The organism is Thermostichus sp. OS-CIW-32 (assembly GCF_054060415.1).
The window spans coordinates 311,546-328,613 of sequence record NZ_JBSSDD010000002.1; the positions used below are offsets into that span (position 1 = coordinate 311,546).

Consider the following 17,068-nt stretch of genomic DNA (forward strand, 5'->3'; position numbering starts at 1 on the left):
ATTGCTAACGGCAACAGGCATTCCACTCATGGTGAAAGACGCCCGGCCTGTCGACGCGCTCGAAGGTGTGGGCCCCGAAGAAGTCCCGCTGGGCTTGGGTGAGGTTCTGGGGCAGGTTGGCGGTACGGTAGCTGTCGTAGTAGGCCAAAGAAGCGCTGATGGCCGGGATCGGGATCCCCAGGGCAGCCGCCGTGGACACCACCCGCCGCCAGGATCCCTGCCGCTCCCGGATGGCCTGCTCGAATTCCTCATCCAACAGCAGGTTCACCAGCTCTGGATCCCGTTTGTAGGCCGACTGGATCTCGCCCAGGAAGCGGGCGCGGATGATACAGCCCCCCTTCCAAATCCGCGGAATCTCACTGAAGGTGTAGACGTAGCCGTGGGCAACAGTGGCTCTTTTGAGCAGGGCCATCCCCTGCGCATAGGAGCAGATTTTGGAGCAGTAGAGGGCGGCGCGCAGATCTTGGATAAAGCAGTCGGGATCCCCTGCAAAAGTGGCGTCGGGCCCCTTCAACTGGGCAGAGGCAGCCACCCGTTCCTCTTTCATCGACGAGAGGATGCGAGCTTGCACCGCCGCTTCAATGGTGGGCACTGGTACCCCCAGATCTAGAGCGTCCTTGACTGTCCACAAACCGGTGCCTTTTTGCCCAGCCTTATCCAGAATGAGATCCACCAACGGCTTGCCGGTTTCCGGATCCAGGGTTTGGAAAATCTTGGCGGTAATTTCAATTAGGAAAGATTCCAGCTCTGTTTCATTCCAAGCCTGAAAAATCTCCTGCATCTGCGAGGCCGACAGCTTCAAAGCCCTGCGCATTAGGTCGTAGACCTCGGCGATCAGTTGCATATCGCCGTATTCGATGCCGTTGTGTACCATCTTCACGTAGTGCCCGCCCCCTTTGGGCCCCAGGTAGGTGACACAGGGGCCGTCTGGCACTTGAGCGGCAATTTTGGTCAAGATGGGCTCCAGTTGTTGGTAGGCCTCTGGGCTACAGCCGGGCATGAGGCTGGGGCCGTTCAGGGCTCCCTCTTCCCCGCCGCTCACTCCCATGCCGACAAAGTGGATCCCGGTGGGGGCGAGGGCTTCGGCACGGCGATCGGTGTCGGTGTAGAGGGAGTTGCCGCCGTCGATGATGATATCCCCCGGATCCAGCAGGGGTTTAAGCTCGTCAATCACCGCGTCTACCGGCGCACCCGCCTTGACCATGATCAAGAATTTGCGGGGCCGCTCCATCAGTTGCACCAATTCCGGCAGGCTGTAGGCGGGGGTGATCCGTTTGCCTTGGGCTCGCTCCCGCATGAACTGGTCGGTTTTGGAGCTGGTGCGGTTGTAGACGGCAACCGGGAAGCCATTGCGCTCGACGTTGAGGGCCAGGTTTTCCCCCATCACCGCTAGGCCAATCACCGCAAAGCTGGGCTTGCTCATGGTTGGGGCACTATCGACACCTCACCCAATCTAGAGGCCAATCTGACCGACGGGGCTCAGGGATCCTGTTTTCTTCACCTTTGCCGGCCCTGATTCAAGGGCAGCCCAAACTCTCACGGGTGGTTACGCCGGTTATCGGGTGGGATCCCTCAGCTCGCTCACACAACTGCCGCTTCGCCGCCCGATCCACATAGGCTTCGCTGAAATCGGCGCCGGCAATCTGCGCTCCTTGCCAAACCGCCCGTGCGGCAATGGCTCCCGTGAGCTTGGCCCCTCTGAGATCGGCTCCTGCCAAATTGGCCAGATCCAAGAGGCTATTGCTCAAATCGGCACCGGATAGGTTGGCCCCTGCCAGGTTGGCTTTGGTGAATGCCGCCCCCGCAAGGTTGGCCCCGTGCAGATCGGCGCCCTGCAGGTTGGCGCTGACAAAGCTGCTGCCCCGCCAATCTTGGCCGGATAGATCTTGACCTTGCAGATCGGCGTTGTTGAAGTTGAGACGGGCTTGGCTGCCCGCTATGGAGCCCCAGAGGAGCCAAAGCAGCAGAGTGGCCGCCAGCAGCATGCCCAGCTTCCCGAAGTCGCGCCAGCAAGTCGAGGCGTTGGATTTTGGGGCCATCGAGGATCCCTAGATTCTCTACCCCCATTCTTGCCGATTTTCCCCTTGCCCACTGAGAACTGGGATCATTGCGTTGCAGCAGAGACAGCCGTTATCCGCCGTAGGTTACATTCCGCTCGGTGGTGCGAAATTGCAGGATCGTCAGCCCCACCACAATGAGAAACAGGACGATGGATTGCGCGGCAGCCCTACCCAAATTGCCTGAAGACACTCCGATTTTGTAGATCTCGTAGATCAACACCGAGGTGGATCCGGAAGGGCCCCCAGCAGTCAGCAAGTCAATGGTGCCAAAGATATCGAAAAACGCATAGGTCATGTTGGTAATCACCAAAAAGAAGGTGATGGGAGAAAGCAGCGGTAGGGTGATGGCAAAAAAGCGACGCACAGCCCCGGCCCCGTCGATGGCAGCCGCTTCCAGCAAATCCTTGGGCAGGTTTTGCAGGCCGGCAAGGTAAAACAAAATGTTGTAGCCCATCTGCTTCCAAACGCTAGCAAAGATCACCACCCAAGGGGCCAAGTTGGGATCGCTGAGCCAGTTTAAACGGGGGATCCCCACCAGGCCCAGCAAATGGTTGGCCACCCCTCCCAAGGGGTTGAACATGATAAAGAAGATGATCCCGGCCACCGCCGGAGAGATGGCGTAGGGCCAGATCAGCAACACCCGATAAATCGCCGCCCCCCGAATCGGCTGATAGGCCAGCGTGGCAATCAACAGGGATCCGCTCAACCCCAGCACCACGATGGCCGCCGAAATGGCAAAGGTAATCCCCAGGCTGCGCAGATAGGTGGAATCCGTCAGCAAAGCGGTAAAGTTATCCACACAGACGAAGCGGCTGCGCGGCGCCCCCACAAACGTGAGCAGGGTGGAAAGGCGGAAGGTATCCAGCCCTGGGTAGTAGAGAAACACCACCAAGATCGTGAAGGTGGGCAACAAGAGCAGCCACGCCAGCCACCACTGCTTAAAGATGCCCCTCTCCTGAACAGCTGGGCCGGGGATCCCCAGGCGGCGCTCCTGCTCCTTCTGCGTCCACGCCAACAGCGGCCAGAGGGGAATGGCCATGCCCGCCAGCACCAGCCCCACGCCAAAGGCCATGTCGATGGCCTTGCGCTCCGGCTCAAAAGTGCAAAAATCCAGGGGCGCCATAAAAATCAGGGATCCCAGCCCTCCTGCTAGGCCCCCCAGCACTGCCCCCACCGGCACAGGCCACTCGATGCGTCGAAAACGGAGCCCCATCCAGAGGGATCCCAGCAACCCTGCCAACAGCGGCACCAACACTTGGACGAATCCCAACATGCCTCTCACCTCGGCTTTGCTCTTCACAAGAGCCTCGTCAAAACCCAAAAAGGGGCAGGCTGCCGCCCACCCCCATCCCTCAATGACACCGTCAGCCCATCGACATCCAGGTTACTGGTAGAGGGAGTTGTACTCGGCTAGAAGGCGGTTGGCCTCCTGGTTGGCCTTGGCCATAGCCTGGGCCGGATCCCCGCCTTTAAGCATCAGATCTTCCATGGTTTGGGTTACCACGTTGCGAATCTCAGGGAAGGCCCCCAGCAGCGCCCCCCGAGTGGCAGGGGTCACCTTGGAATTGTTGATTTGGTCGCTGGCGGTGAAGAAGTTGGGGTTTTCCTTGAACCAGCCCTTCGACTCCAGCAAGGCTACCGAGCTTTTCCGAATGGGCAAGTAGCCGGTCACTTGGTGCCACTCGGCAGCATTTTCGGTGTTATTGAGCCACAGCATGAAGGTCAGCGCCCCCTCTTCCACCTCTTTGGGCAGATCCTTCACCAACCAGAGGCTGGCTCCCCCGATCAAGTTCCCCGTCCAACCCTTGTCGGCGTTGTAGGGCATGCGGGTGGTGACCAGCTCGATGTTGTTTTGCTTGGCAGCGTTGGTGATGTTGGCGGCATCGGCGCTGCTGGTGATGGCCATGGCGACGGTACCGGTCTGGATGGCCTGCTCGGTGGCTGCCCAATCCCGCTGCTTGCCGCTGTAGATGTAGTAGCCTTTGTCATACATCCCTTTCCACCAGGTGGCGATGGCAATTGACGGCTCCGAGTCCAAAAAGACCTGGGTGGCACGGGCGGCACGGCCATTGTCGTTGTTGGCCAAGAGGGCATTCTGCTGGGCCATCCACTGCTCGTAGAACCAGCCGTGATTGGGCCAGGTCACACAGCCCTGGGGAGCGTCGGGGAGGGCCATGATCTTTTGACAAGCAGCCTCCAGCTCTTGCCAGGTGGCCGGCGGCTTTTCGATCCCAGCCTTCTTCAAGATGGCCGTGTTGGAGTAGAGAATGGGGCTGGAGCTGTTCCAGGGCATGGAGGTAAATTTGCCATCCAGGGTGTAGTAGCTCACCACCGGCTCGATAAAATCGTCGAAATTCACCGGGATCCCGTTCACTTCGGTGCGATTGCCCAGAGCCTCGGCAATGGACTTGAAGTAACCAAAATCCCGTGCCCGCTGGGTGCCCACCTCAAACCACTGCACCACCGAAGGAGCAGCATTTTGTTGAATGGCCAGGTCGGTGGCTTGCTGAATTTCTTCGTAGTTGCCGTAGCCTTCGACCGTAACTTTGTATTGAGGAAATTGCTTGTTGAACTCTGCCGCTTTTCCGCGGGCCCAATCCAGGCGGTTATCGGTAAAGGCAATCCAAACTTTGACTTCGGCAGGAGACTGAGCAAAGCTGTCGGCAGCCAGAAGAGCAGCAGCAGACGCAGCCACCAGGCCAGCCGCAACAGCCAGGAAAGTACGACGGGTATTCATAGAAAAATGCAGTCGCATTCGCTAAAGGCACCTCTGAGATTACAGCACCGACATTAAGAGCAGGTTATGTCTGGCTGGGATCCCCTCGGGAGGTGAACCCTCAGGCCGAAGTCAGAGTCAGATGAGGTGAGCACCTAGCCTGGGTCATGATTGGCAATTTCTCAAGGGGTCTCGAAAAATGAGAATGAAAATGAAAACCGCAAGCTTTTGCCTGTTATTGGTTACTGCCCTCCTGATGGCGCTTGCTCCCTTTGCGCAGGCTCGCCCCCGTCAACGCACTCGCACAGCCACCACGCCAACGGCTGGATCCCTGACCCCGAGCGGTGAGCGCACCTTCACTCACTCCGGCACCTACACTGGCACCGGGCCAAGTGGCAGATCGGGTAGTGGCACCTATTCCGGCCAGGGATCCCGGCAATTCATTCCCGGTCAGGGGGTGGAAGGAGACTATTCCGGCCAAGTCACTACCCAACAAGGTCAGACCTGGAACCTGAACCATCAGCACACCACTACTCACACACATGAGGGTTGGCAACGGCAGGGCAGCACCACCCTGCAAAACGCCGAGGGCAAGACGGTGGGCAGCAGCTCGAGCCTTATCGAGGGCCAAGCGGGGCAAGGCTGGCAGCACAGCGGCCAATTCAACAATGCTCGCGGCCAAACCTACACCACCGAGTCGAGCAGCACACCGACCGGGCCAGGACACTGGCAGCGGGAAACTCGCGTCTTCAATGCCCAAGGGGATCTGCTCGGTGGCTCTGATACCGATGTGCAGTACCGATTTGTACCAGGGCAAGGCTGGGTGAAAACAGTAGAAGGCAATACCCTGAAAGGTCAACCGATCCGCCGCACCACCACAGTCGGCCCCAACCTGTGAAGAAGAATCTGAAGGGCACTTTAAGGGATCCCTTAGGATTTTGTGGGAGGAAGCGGGCGGACGGAATCGAACCGACAACAGCAGTTTGGAAGACTGCGGTTTTACCATTAAACTACGCCCGCACGGGCATTCAGCGATGCTGAATATCTATGGTAGCATCTCTCGGCGGTACCCCTTCCCACTCAGAGTTTGGAGAAAAATCCATCTCCATCAGCGGGACAGACTTCTCCGGTAGGCTGGGCTTACTTGCTCTGGAGATCTTTCTGGCGTTTCCTTTGCCATTGGCGAAATTCTTTCTCGTAGCGTTCACCCTCCGTTTGGTAGGCGTTCCAGCCCTTGAGGGCAACGGTCAAGCCCCACCCCATGAGTATAAACAGCGACCAAGATAGCCCTCCACCGGAGAGCCAGTCTAAGCCCAGCAAAAAGCTGTTGACAATTCCATAGCGGCCCAGCAGTTGGTAAAACTGCCGACGGCGGTAGCGCTGGAATTCTCGGTGTTGGCTGTTCAGCTCTTGCCAGGCCTTCCATTCCTGCTCGGCCAAGTCCAGCTCTTGGGGGGAGATCCCCAGTTCGGCAGCCATCTCCTGCAGTTGGGAGCGGGTGAACTCGCCCAGGCGTGGCTGGCGGGCAATGGCCCGCTGGAGGATCTGCTGCACGTCCTCTTGGCTGTACCGGGATCCCGACATTTGGCTGACTTACATATAACTTCGTAAACTTTATATCTCTTAGTTTGGGCTAGCTGGATCTTGCGCCTTATGAAGCTCCCTCCGCCGCGGGATCCCAACCGTTAGACTAAACCTAGACTGCGAGCCTCCTTCTCTGGGGTTAAGTGTCCCTGTACTGCCTGTGATCTGTGCTTGCCAGTAGGGTTATGGCCTCCACCCGCTCTAGATCTTACCTTCGCCAGAGTCGTACCTCCCTATTGAGCGATCTGCTGCAGGCTTTGCCGCACCTGCGCCCACAACTGTATTTCAAATCCTCTTTGGTTGCCCTCAGCCACGCCATTGAGGATCAGGTGCTGCAAGGGCAGGGATCCCCGTGGGTATTCGCTAACTTTCAAAAGGAGCGCTACTACCGCCAGGAGGCACGGCGCTACCAGCGCATCAGCGCAATGGCCCAAGACGTGTTTGTGTTGGCGACCCCAGAAAAGGATTTTGCTCAGACAGACCTGCCCTACCACACCATTCCCTTGGATCCAGAGGATCCCTTGGTGCAGGAGTGGCACTTGATCGTCATCGATGCCCACTATGCCACCTGCCTCGTGTGTCGAGAACGCTTGCAGATGCAGCGGGAGCGTCCTTGGCAAAGCAGCGATATGGATGCAGCTCGCCAATTTGATGGGATCTGGTCATTTGATCGTCAGATTACAGTCCAAGCGGCTTTGGCCCTGTTGCCCAAGATCCTCAGTTACCGACCGGATCTGGAACCTCGCCTTGAGCCCCTTCGCCAGTACCTCAAGGGATCCCCGCAAAACTCCGCCAGCCAACTGAATCCAGGCCCCTTTACCGAGCGGCTGATCACCTATCTCCAGGCAGGGCAATACAAACTGCAGCGGGCCTACCGCACCATTCGGGCGCAAGAGCGCAAAGAGCATCTGATCAACCGCATCAGCAGTGCCATTCGCCAGTCTTTGGATCCCGGCGAGATTTTGGCAATTGCTGTGCAGGAGCTGGGGCAGGTGGCAGAGGTGGGGCGATGTTTGATCTACCGTTACGATGGCCAGGCCCCTGCTGTTCAGATTGAGCAGGAGTACCGCACCCTAACGATGGGCAGCCTTAAGGGATCCCTGTGGCCTCTTCCCAGCAACCCTTTTTTGCGGGAGGCAGTAGCCTCGGCACAAGCGGTGTGCTGCGAGGATACCCAAAAGGATCCCCGCCTGCAGCGAGTGCCGGAGCTGTGGCAGCCGGCCCAAATTCGGGCTTGGGTGGCCATGCCGATTCTCTATCAAGGGCGGTTGCTGGGCCTATTGGAGCTACACCACGAACACCCTCACCGCTGGCAGCCGGCCACTCTGGAGTTGGCAGAAGCCATTGCCAACCAAGTGGGGGTAGCCCTCTTGCAGGCAGAAGCCTATCAGCACCTAGAAGAGCTCAATCGCCAGTTGGCAGCTCTGGATCAGGCCAAATCAGAGCTGATTGCCGTGACCGGACACGAGCTGCGCACCCCGCTGTCCACCATTCAGGTGTGTTTGGAGTCTTTGGCCAGCGACCCCGACATGCCCCTGGAGATGCGCCAGGAAATGTTGAACACAGCCCTGCAAGATGCCGATCGGCTGCGGGAGTTGGTGCAGGACTTTCTCACCCTCTCCAAGCTGGAAAGTGGTCGCGTTCGCTGGCATATCGAGCCGTTGTCTGCTCAAGAATGTGTGGAGCTGGCCCTGAGCAATGTCAAAGCGCGACGGCGGCACGAAGACTTGCCCACCATCGAGCAGGTGCTGCCCAAACGGCTGCCAATGGTTAGGGCGGATGGGGAGTGGCTGGTGGAGGTGTTGCGTAAGCTGCTGGACAATGCCTGCAAATTTACCCCTTCCACCGGACGGATCTGGATTCGGGCAGAAGTGGAGCCACCAGCCGGTGGATCGACGGGGGCGATGGTGAAGTTCACTGTTGCCGACACCGGGCGCGGCATTGAGCCAGACCGGTTGCAAGCCATCTTCGAGCGGTTTTATCAAGCAGAGGGATCCCTGCGGCGCTCGGTGGGTGGGACGGGCTTGGGGCTAGCCATTTGCCGACTGATCATTGAGGCCATGGGGGGGCGCATCTGGGCAGAATCGGGGGGGATCAATCAGGGCAGTGCCTTCCACTTCACCCTGCCGATAGCGCACCCACACACCCAAGGACAGCCCTCGATCGCTGCTTGAGACTCGAAAGGTGAAGGACCACCGGCCCACTTTGCCTCTGGGATCCACCTGGCAAATTCCAGCTCGAATATCAAATCCCACAAATGGCAATAAAGCTGTTCCCCAGCCCCCCTCTTCTTTGGCAGAAGGGCTGAGAGTGGTCGCGTCAGCGGCGCGGAGCGCTTGGGGAACGAGGTACCTATTGGGCGCGCCTCAAACGGGCTTGGAATGATCCGACAAACTCAGGCAGCGCTCCCGAATAGCTTGTAAGTTCAGGGCCAAATCTTGGCAAATGCGGCGCTCCACCAGACCGACAGGCATTCTGCGGGGAGGCTTGACCTGCAGGTGGTAGGTGAGCAAGGTTTGATGGGCCGACCAATCGGCCAGATCCCAAAACCCCTCGAAGATAAGAAAATCCCCTTGTGTTTTTTGGAAGCGAAGCTGCTGAGGAAAGATCTCCTCGATAGCCAGCACCACCGCAGCAGAAAATTGGGCAAATAAAACCTTTTGGGATCCCACTTGACGTACCAGTGTGCGGCCATCCTCACGGCCAATGACGCGGCTTTCCACCAAGTTGGGAATAAACTCTGCCAGATGGTCGTAGTCGGTCAAAACCTGCCAAACCTGCTGCCGCTCTGCCGGGATCCACACACTGCCTTGCAATTTTCGGCAGCGTTCCCCCAAATCCACCACCTCAATCTGAATATCTGACTGGATACCTGAGGACTCCGTCCCGCTGACGCAAGCAGGAATAGGGATCCCCTCTTCTGGGGTCAGGTCTTGGGGATCCCATTCAGGGTCAGAAGGCATGGCGAGAACTTCAGTCGCGTAGGTGCTGTAGAGCAGTGCGGAAACCGGAGAGGGAATCGATTTTTGACTGGACAAACCATTCGCCAGCAGTTCCAATAGGCTGCCCCCCTGTGTTTTCTATTGTATCAGGGAACTGTATAGCAGATAACGAACTCTAGGGGAGAAGGGCCTGGAACCAACCGACGATCACCTGCCAAACCTGTTCTAGAAGGGCAAAGGGATCCCGCAACTCCTGCAGCACCTGCCGCGGGCCAATTCTAAAGACCATGTACAACACGGCCAAGATGATTACAATCCCCACCGTTGTCCAGATGGCCTCTCGAACCACCCGCACCCAAAAAACCAGCATAAAAATGGCGATGGCTACAGCGGCAACCAGCGGCAATGTGTCCAGTACCATCGGATCCCACCTCGTTTGGCTCAGATGTTTCAGATTTAACTCCACTGTAGCCAGCTTGAACTGAAAACAGGTGTTCGTAGATGTCCGTTGACAAGGGATCTCCTCTCGTAAAATGGGATCACCTCGAGATAACCCCTCTTTAGCTGGGCTAGACCTATGGACATCATCACCCTTGGCTGGATTGCCGTCCCCACCTTCTTCGTTCTTTCCATTGCCCTGGTGGTCTGGGGGCGCAACGGCATGTAATTTGTCATGCCTGGATTGAGCCTCACATCCATCTTGCATTCATCTTGTTGTTCCTGCCGCCGATATTGACAGGGCTACCCCCACTCACGCCATGGAAACCGATCTTCCCTTGGTCGCCCGCATCGCCTACGGAAGCATCTTTTTGCTGTTGACAGCCGTAACCATGGGCGTTGGCTACATTACCTTCATCGACTGGCGGGATCGGCGGCGACGCAACGAAGTTGAGCGCAAAGCCCGTCGCTCCAAGCGCTAGGGCCGGTGTTGAGCCTGCTCAGGTTAATCTTCAACCCAACTCAGGGTGGGGACGGCTAGATAAGGCAAGGGATCCTGGGGTTGCAGTTGAGAAAGATGCCGCAGGATGCTCTGGTTGGCCTGCCACAGGGCTTGCACATCCCATCCGGCGTAGGTGGGCAGAAAGTCCGCCAGCTTGCGGTTAGCTTCCCCCAGCAGGATCATGCAGCCACGGCGATTGTCGTTCTGCAGGTGATAGTAGGCCACTGCCGTCTGCAATAGACCCTGGTAAAAACGCCGCTCTGGATCCACTGCTTCCATCCACAGGGCCTCTAGGGTGTCGTGGCAGGCGTAAAATTCCCCCCGGTTAAACTGCTCGGCGGCCAAACGCAACGCTTCTGAGGGGGCGTCGCTCATGTCGCTAGGCACAGGCCAGGGGGGATGTCTGCACAGGCAGGGATCCCTGCGGCAACACCAGGGTAAAGCAGGTTTTGCCTTGAGAACTCTCCACCGAGACGCTGCCCCCCAGCCGCTGCATCCACTGCTTGACCAAAGCCAGGCCCAGGCCCGTGCCGCCCCGCTTCCAGGGATCCCCGCTGGGAATGCGGTAAAACTTCTCGAAGATGCGCTCCTGCTCGGCAGGGGGAATTTCCACCCCCTCGTTGATCACCCGAATTTCCACCTGCTGCGGGCCGGGCCGCTGCGCTGTTACCCAGATGCTGCACCTTGGGGGAGTATACTTGCAGGCGTTGTTGACCAGCTCCTGCACCACCCGCTCCAGGCCGCCCCGATCGGTGAGCACCTTGCCCACATTCGGCGCGATCTGCCACTGCAACCGTTGCTGGTTGGCCTGGGCCCGCTGTAGAAACGGCTCCAGCACGCTGGGCAGCCAGGTTGCCAGCGGCACTTCTTCCAGATGGAGCGTTTTGGATCCCTGCTCCAACCGCTGCAGATCCAGCAGGTCGTTCACCAATTCCGCCTCCCGCTCACACTCCTGCTCCAAAATCTTGAGATATTGCTCTCGTTTTTGGGGGGCGCGGGCGGTTTTCAGCAGTTGGATGGCCATCTTCATGTTGGTGATGGGGGTGCGCAGCTCGTGGGAGACGGTGCTCAAAAAATCATCTTTGAGGCGGTTGAGGCGCTCCAGCTCACCGACTTGCTGCACAGAAGCCTGGTAGAGGCGGGCCTGCCGGATGGCAATGGCACAGTGATCCGCCACCTGCTGCACCACCTGCACCTCCAGTTCATCAAAGCACTCGGCTGCCGGCTTCGCCAGCCAGAGATCCCCCAGCACCCCTTGGTCATCCCGCAGCGGGCACACCAGCAGGGTCAGCCCTTCCCGACGGGGGATCCAGCCCTGCCCAGGCAAGTGGCAGAATTGCACCGCTTGACCCCCTTGCAGGTGCCGGTAAAGATCGGGGTAGTCGGCCAAAGTCAGGGTAATCCCGCCGACGGGCGGTAGGGCAGAGGTGTATTCGTAGCGCACCGTGGCTTGGCCGGCTGCCCAATCGTAGAGACAGAGATCGCACCCTTGGATGGACAGCCCCAGAGCCAATTCTTGCACCACTGCCCGCAGGATCTGGGCTTCCTCCAAACTGCTGCGCACCTGGTCGGTGACCCGCTGCAAGAGGGCATCCATAGCCAGAGATCGCTGCAGGGCCGCCGTCCGCTCCTGCACCTCCTGCTCCAGACGGGCGTTGAGGGTTTGCAACTGCCGGTAGAGCTGATTTTGCGTAATGGACAGGGCCAAATGTACCCCGACCCGACTCATCAGCTCTTGCTCTGCAGCTGACCAAGCCTTAGGCTCGTCAATTTTCAGCTCCCGCCAGGCAGCAAAAGAGATCAAAGGCAGTTCTTGTCTGGGATCCCCCTGAGCAAACCAACGGTAGCCCGCCCAGTGGGTTTCTTGGTAAACGGCCCCGCGAAACACGCTCAGCCAGCCCACCGGCTGGTCATTCCAGGCGAGCTGGGCCACCAGCAGGCCACGAATGGGTGTCTGCTTCATCTGCTCTTGCAGCTCCGGCCATTTCTCCAAGTGGGATAGCGACCACATCTTCACCCAGCCCCCCGCTCCTCCGGCCCTTCCGAGCTGCTCCTGTAGCCAGGTGTCGTAGCTGGCCGGGGGTTGCACACCATGACAACAGAGGGTGTCTGCGCCCATAAAGTGGATCCGCAGCCGCGCCCCGATCCCCTGCAAACCGGCAGCAAGCTGCTCCAGCACCGTGGTCAAGGTCGTCTCCGGGTGCAGGGGCGAATAAACCAGAGCAGCAATTTGGTTGATTAGGCGTTCCTGCTGCGCCTTTTGCCGCGCTTGCTCCAGCAATTCCGCCTGAGCAATGGCAATGGAAACTTGATCCGCCACCAACTGCACCACCTGCAGCTCTTCTGGAGAATACAGACGAGGCTCAGCATGATGGGAGACCAACAGCCCCCAAAGCTCTTGATGATGCATGAGGGGAACCACCAAGGAAGAGGCCACCCCCATGGATTTCAAATAGTGGACATGGCAGGGATCCACGGGCCGCTGCAGCGGCTCGCCCAGAGGAACCCTAGCAGACAACCCCCAAGACTCCGGCTGGCTGATGGAACGGCTCTGCGCCTCCACATCCACAATCACCCGCACCTGAGCTAGGCGAAACAACCGCCGCGCCTCCTCGGGAATGTCCCCTGCCGGAAAAGTCAGCCCCAAGAGCGAGGGCAGCCGCTCCCCGCCTCGTGCTTCCGCCACCACCGTCCCATGCCCTTCCGGGTCGAAGCGGTACACCTTCACCCGATCCGTACCCAAAAAGGCGCGCACCTCCTCCACCGTCGCCCTCAGGATCTGATCCAGCTCCAGGGATTGCCGAATCTGGTGGGTGATGCGGTTGATGAGGGCATCTCGGCTGGGTCGAGCTGCGGCAGCCCACGTTTCAGTATCCATAGTTGCAAGCCCCTAGCCCCTGGGATTAACGGGAAGTATCTAGAGATACATCCCTTTTTTCCAGCATAGGATGTCTTTGAGAAAGGTAAGCGGGCTCAAAAGAAAAGTTAAAGAAAAAGTTAAAAATGGTAACTCAGGGTTTCCCGGGTTGGAATCGTCTGAGATCGGGTGAGATCTAGGGTCGGGAATGGCCTACGGCTCACCCGCGCCCTCGGAAAGCAGAGCTAGAGGAGAGGCAGCTGAAACAGGCGAGCGGCATTTTGGCTGGTTTCTTCTGCCAGTTTTTCCGGTGGGATCCCAAGCAGCTCCGCCAAGGTTTGGGCCACCCGCTGCACATAGGCCGGCTCATTGCGTTTGCCGCGGAAGGGGGTGGGAGCCAGAAAAGGGCAATCGGTTTCCACCAAAAGCTGGGATAGGGGCACCTCCAAGGCCGACCGGCGGACGGTCTCGGCGTTCTTGAAAGTAACAATGCCGCTGAAGCTGATGAAGCAGCCCAGCTCCACAAACAGCCGCGTCTCCTCCGGGGATCCGCTCCAGCAATGCATCACCGCCCGCACTGGCCCCCCCGTGGCCATGGCCTCCTTGAGGATGGCGTAGGTGGCTGCTGCCGCCTCGCGGCAATGGACGATCAACGCCAGATCCTGCGCTTGGGCAATGGCAATCTGGGCCCAGAAGGATTCTTTTTGCCGCTCGATATCCGCCGGGTTGGACTTGTAGAAATCCAGGCCCGTCTCCCCGATAGCCACCACTCGCTCGTCGCTGGCGGCCAGGTGGGCGATCTTTTCGGCCAAATCGGGCTGCCACTGGCCCGCCTCCAAAGGGTGCAGCCCCACCGACAAAAATACTTCCGGATACTGGTCGGCAATGGCCTGCAACTGGGGGAATTCTGCCGGTGTTACACAAGAATGCACCAAACGCCGGATCCCCGTCTGACGCCAGCGCTCGGCCACCTGGGGCAGATCCGCGGCAAAATCGGGGTAATTGAGGTGGACGTGAGTATCCACCAAAGGAGCAGCAGGTAAGACGGCGGTGCTCAAGGCTCAGCTCCCCAACAATCGTGTTGCCAACCTTATCCAATTGTAAAAGCTGTCCCCGGCCTGCTTGGGATCCCTTCCGGCGCTCCCGTTTGCCGGCGAGATCCCCTTGCGACGGCTCCTGTGGGAGCAGGATGATCCACAATGATTGAGGAAACCTTACGCTGGAGGTTTGTTATGGCCCGTACCCCCTCAACCATGCTGCCTTTGGGCACCCCAGCCCCTGACTTCAGCCTGCCGGATGTGGTGAGCGGCCAAACCATCTCCCTCTCCACCTTTGCCGACAAGCCGGCCCTGCTGGTGATGTTCATCTGCCAGCACTGTCCCTATGTGAAGCACGTGCAAGAGGAGCTGGCCCGCCTTGGCAGAGATTACAAGGATCGCGGCGTCGGCATTGTAGCCATCAGCGCCAACGATGTGGAGAAATACCCGGATGACAGCCCAGAGAACTTGAAGAAGATGGCCGAGACCTTGGGCTTTACCTTCCCCTTCTGCTACGACGAAACCCAAGAGGTGGCCAAAGCCTTCACCGCCGCCTGCACCCCCGACTTTTTCTTGTTCGACGCGGATCGCAAGTTGGTCTATCGGGGTCAACTGGACGACAGCCGTCCCAGCCTGACCGATGTGCCGGTGACGGGCAAAGATTTGCGGGCGGCGCTGGATAACCTTCTGGCCGGCAAGCCCATCGATCCCGACCAAAAGCCCAGCCTGGGCTGCAACATCAAGTGGAAACCTGGCAATGAGCCTGCTTATTTCGCTGGGTAGATCCCGCTTTTTTGAATCGCGGCCAGGGCCTGTCGATGCAAGCTGGGGTTGGCTGCCGCCAACACTTCTCCCGTGGAGGTGCGGGTTAAGGGATCCCCTCGCCAATCGGTAATCACGCCACCGGATCCCTCAATCACCGGCACAAGGGCAGCAAAATCGTAGAGGGCAAGGCCACACTCCATCACCAGATCCACACAGCCGCTGGCCAGCAGGCCGTACTGGTAGCCATCGCCCCCATAGGAGGTAATGTGAACTGCTTGGCTGAGCCCCTGGAAGCACCGTTGTTGGTCAGGTTGGGTGAACAAATCAGGGGTGGTACAGCTCAAGTAGGCGCGGCTGAGGTCGGTATTGGCCTTGGTTTGAGCAGCCTGTCGGTGAGAGGGGGTCATCCATTGGGTGGGTTGTCCCCGCACCCCCAGCCAGCGTTCCCGCAACACCGGCTGATCGATGATGCCCAAAATGGGGCGGTCTTCTTCCAAGAGGGCAATCAAAGTGGCAAAGGTGGGCTTGCCGGTGGAAAAGGCGATGGTGCCATCCAAGGGATCCAAAACCCAAGTGTAGAGGGATCCCGTCTGGTGAAAACCAAACTCTTCGCCAAGGATGTTGTGTTCTGGCACTTGGGCCATGAGCAAAGCCCGCATAGCTCGCTCTGCCTCCCGGTCGGCCACCGTCACAATTGGGGAGCGGGCCTCTTTGTATTCGGCTTGCAGTTCTCCGCGAAACAGGGGGCGAATCACCGCTCCGGCAGCATCGGCCAGGGCCTGGGCCAGTTCAATCCACTCTGCCTTGACCACCTTTTGCCCACCCCATCTGCCCCTTCCCTTTCTTAGCATAGGGAAAAATTTCCTCTCGGTTTATGCGGTCTGGCTTGCTCTTAACTCCTCTGGAATGGCTTTGGACGGCGATTGGGGTCCTCCTGACCATTTTGGGCACCCTAACCCATTTGAGTTTTCCGCCCGGGCTGCCTGGGTTGGGGGGATACAGCTTTTCGCTGCAAATTGGGGGCGTGTTGCTGACGGCTTGTTTGGCGGGGCCGGTGGCGGCGGTGTGCGCCCAGATCGTCTACCTGGGGTTGGGGCTGGCAGGGCTACAGGTGTTTGCCCAAGGGGGAGGGTGGCAGTACCTATACCAGCCTGCCTTTGGCTACTTGCTGGGGTTTTTGCCGGGAGCTTGGGCCTGCGGGACAATTGCTTTTCCGCAACGGGATCCCTACCCTTCTCCCCCGGCCCACCAACGCGCTGCCGATGCCAAGCGGTGGGCAGAAGGGATCCCTGACTCCCCGGTGGGCCTCCAAGAGTTGGGATCCGGCAGCTTGGTGGCTTTGGCCTTGGTTCACCTGACCGGGATTCTCTACCTTTTGGCCACACAACCCTGGAATGGGGAGTTGCTGAGGTTGATAGGGCTTTACTCCGGCTATACTCTGCCGGGACAGCTCATCGTGGCCAGCTTTGTTGCGGTGATAGCGTTGCTGTTGCGGCGCTTGCTGCTGCTCTGAAGCAAGGGAATCAACTCTGCGCAAAGGCCCATGCAGATTTAGGTCGTGGCGCATCTTTTCTCAAGCTGCAGAGGCAGAAAGTAACTTAGAAAAGTAACTTAGAGCTGTGCCGCTCAAGTGGTACAGATTCTGGTCAAGTCTTGCCAGGATGGATGGGTTTGCGTGAGGAACTGAGGGATGCAACGGACTGCTCTGACCCTTTTGGCCACTGGGCTGGCTGCTTGTGGAGATGGCGGCAGCTCAGGGGGCTCGATCCTGCCCCCACCCCAAGGCCCAACGGTTTCGTTTATCAATGCGCCCACCTCGGTGCGGGTGGGCACCTCCACGCCGGCCTTCACGGTGCAGGTGAGTGTGCCCGGCGGTGCTCGTCCAACGCAGTTCCTCGAGCTGGAAACTTTCAACCCCAGCGGCGTGCGCGTGCAAAGGGAATTCTTCAGCCCACAGCAGGCCGGCTGTAACCCTGGGGCCACCTTTTGTAGCTTCAGTACCGATTTCCGCGTTGCCCTCGGGGATCCCATCGGCGTTTGGCAGTTCCGGATCACCGCGTTTGACCAACAAAATCGCTCTGGATCCCAGACATTGCTGATTACCGCCTTCCAGTGAGCCAGCCGAGTTGCCAGCTTTGAGGCGAGGCCATTCACTCCAGAGGGGAAT

Annotated in this window: 18 protein-coding genes and 1 tRNA gene; 7 read left to right on the forward strand and 12 right to left on the reverse strand. The window is 58.8% G+C overall.

The features are described 5' to 3' along the window. Positions 1-4 precede the first annotated feature (4 nt). The 4 genes from gndA to ACVWY8_RS04060 all read right to left on the reverse strand — a co-directional run bounded on the left by gndA (position 5) and on the right by ACVWY8_RS04060 (position 4,797). Positions 5-1,423, reverse strand: a complete 1,419-nt coding sequence (gene gndA / locus ACVWY8_RS04045; RefSeq protein ID WP_457392942.1) for an NADP-dependent phosphogluconate dehydrogenase — start codon at positions 1,421-1,423, stop codon at positions 5-7. A 94-nt stretch (positions 1,424-1,517) separates the two neighbouring features. After that, entirely contained in the window at positions 1,518-2,039 is a 522-nt protein-coding gene (locus ACVWY8_RS04050) for a pentapeptide repeat-containing protein (protein ID WP_011434039.1), read from the reverse strand. Between the two features lie 91 nt (positions 2,040-2,130). Beyond that, entirely contained in the window at positions 2,131-3,333 is a 1,203-nt protein-coding gene (locus ACVWY8_RS04055; protein WP_414329418.1) for a carbohydrate ABC transporter permease, read from the reverse strand. Between the two features lie 111 nt (positions 3,334-3,444). Next, complete coding sequence (locus ACVWY8_RS04060; protein WP_414380441.1) at positions 3,445-4,797, reverse strand: ABC transporter substrate-binding protein; 1,353 nt, start codon at positions 4,795-4,797, stop codon at positions 3,445-3,447. Positions 4,798-5,032: 235 nt separating this feature from the next. Between ACVWY8_RS04060 and ACVWY8_RS04065 the strand changes: the two genes are divergently transcribed. After that, entirely contained in the window at positions 5,033-5,674 is a 642-nt protein-coding gene (locus ACVWY8_RS04065) for a hypothetical protein (protein ID WP_457392941.1), read from the forward strand. Between the two features lie 51 nt (positions 5,675-5,725). Here the strand turns inward: ACVWY8_RS04065 and ACVWY8_RS04070 are convergent. Then, positions 5,726-5,796: transfer RNA gene (locus ACVWY8_RS04070), tRNA-Gly, on the reverse strand. A 120-nt stretch (positions 5,797-5,916) separates the two neighbouring features. Continuing rightward, entirely contained in the window at positions 5,917-6,360 is a 444-nt protein-coding gene (locus tag ACVWY8_RS04075; RefSeq protein ID WP_011434035.1) for a 2TM domain-containing protein, read from the reverse strand. Between the two features lie 185 nt (positions 6,361-6,545). On the opposite strand from ACVWY8_RS04075, the gene ACVWY8_RS04080 reads away from it, so the two are divergent. Continuing rightward, positions 6,546-8,534, forward strand: a complete 1,989-nt coding sequence (locus tag ACVWY8_RS04080; protein ID WP_414406444.1) for a DICT sensory domain-containing protein — start codon at positions 6,546-6,548, stop codon at positions 8,532-8,534. A 192-nt stretch (positions 8,535-8,726) separates the two neighbouring features. Here the strand turns inward: ACVWY8_RS04080 and ACVWY8_RS04085 are convergent, their stop codons facing one another. Together ACVWY8_RS04085 and ACVWY8_RS04090 are read right to left on the reverse strand one after the other, a co-directional pair. Continuing rightward, positions 8,727-9,323: an SRPBCC family protein gene (locus ACVWY8_RS04085; RefSeq protein ID WP_457392939.1), complete on the reverse strand. Its 597-nt coding sequence runs from the start codon at positions 9,321-9,323 to the stop codon at positions 8,727-8,729. 154 nt (positions 9,324-9,477) lie between these two features. Continuing rightward, positions 9,478-9,723, reverse strand: coding sequence for a hypothetical protein (locus ACVWY8_RS04090; RefSeq protein ID WP_457392937.1), 246 nt, complete (start codon positions 9,721-9,723; stop codon positions 9,478-9,480). 156 nt (positions 9,724-9,879) lie between these two features. Between ACVWY8_RS04090 and ACVWY8_RS04095 the strand changes: the two genes are divergently transcribed. Further along, entirely contained in the window at positions 9,880-9,969 is a 90-nt protein-coding gene (locus ACVWY8_RS04095) for a cytochrome b6-f complex subunit PetN (RefSeq protein ID WP_244349857.1), read from the forward strand. A 91-nt stretch (positions 9,970-10,060) separates the two neighbouring features. Further along, positions 10,061-10,222, forward strand: a complete 162-nt coding sequence (locus ACVWY8_RS04100) for a hypothetical protein (RefSeq protein WP_457392934.1) — start codon at positions 10,061-10,063, stop codon at positions 10,220-10,222. A gap of 23 nt (positions 10,223-10,245) precedes the next feature. On the opposite strand, the gene ACVWY8_RS04105 is transcribed toward ACVWY8_RS04100, so the two are convergent. From ACVWY8_RS04105 to ACVWY8_RS04115, 3 genes are all read right to left on the reverse strand, one after another. Then, positions 10,246-10,617, reverse strand: a complete 372-nt coding sequence (locus ACVWY8_RS04105) for a DUF309 domain-containing protein (RefSeq protein WP_414409278.1) — start codon at positions 10,615-10,617, stop codon at positions 10,246-10,248. A gap of 4 nt (positions 10,618-10,621) precedes the next feature. Continuing rightward, positions 10,622-13,120 (reverse strand): sensor histidine kinase, encoded by a 2,499-nt coding sequence (locus tag ACVWY8_RS04110; protein WP_457392932.1) that lies wholly within the window; start codon positions 13,118-13,120, stop codon positions 10,622-10,624. Positions 13,121-13,344: 224 nt separating this feature from the next. Further along, positions 13,345-14,124, reverse strand: a complete 780-nt coding sequence (locus ACVWY8_RS04115; RefSeq protein ID WP_457393310.1) for a TatD family hydrolase — start codon at positions 14,122-14,124, stop codon at positions 13,345-13,347. Between the two features lie 207 nt (positions 14,125-14,331). Here ACVWY8_RS04115 and ACVWY8_RS04120 point away from each other — a divergent pair, with 207 nt between their 5' ends. Then, positions 14,332-14,919, forward strand: coding sequence for a thioredoxin family protein (locus tag ACVWY8_RS04120; protein ID WP_041437584.1), 588 nt, complete (start codon positions 14,332-14,334; stop codon positions 14,917-14,919). On the opposite strand, the gene ACVWY8_RS04125 is transcribed toward ACVWY8_RS04120, so the two are convergent. Beyond that, a complete protein-coding gene (locus tag ACVWY8_RS04125) occupies positions 14,904-15,752 on the reverse strand; it encodes an inositol monophosphatase family protein (protein WP_414422223.1) in 849 nt (282 codons plus the stop codon). The two genes, ACVWY8_RS04120 and ACVWY8_RS04125, sit on opposite strands and share 16 nt — an antisense overlap. Before the next feature lie 23 nt (positions 15,753-15,775). Here ACVWY8_RS04125 and ACVWY8_RS04130 point away from each other — a divergent pair, with 23 nt between their 5' ends. Next, positions 15,776-16,414, forward strand: a complete 639-nt coding sequence (locus ACVWY8_RS04130) for a biotin transporter BioY (RefSeq protein ID WP_414374831.1) — start codon at positions 15,776-15,778, stop codon at positions 16,412-16,414. A 177-nt stretch (positions 16,415-16,591) separates the two neighbouring features. Next, positions 16,592-17,017, forward strand: a complete 426-nt coding sequence (locus ACVWY8_RS04135; RefSeq protein WP_457392930.1) for a hypothetical protein — start codon at positions 16,592-16,594, stop codon at positions 17,015-17,017. Positions 17,018-17,068 lie beyond the last annotated feature (51 nt).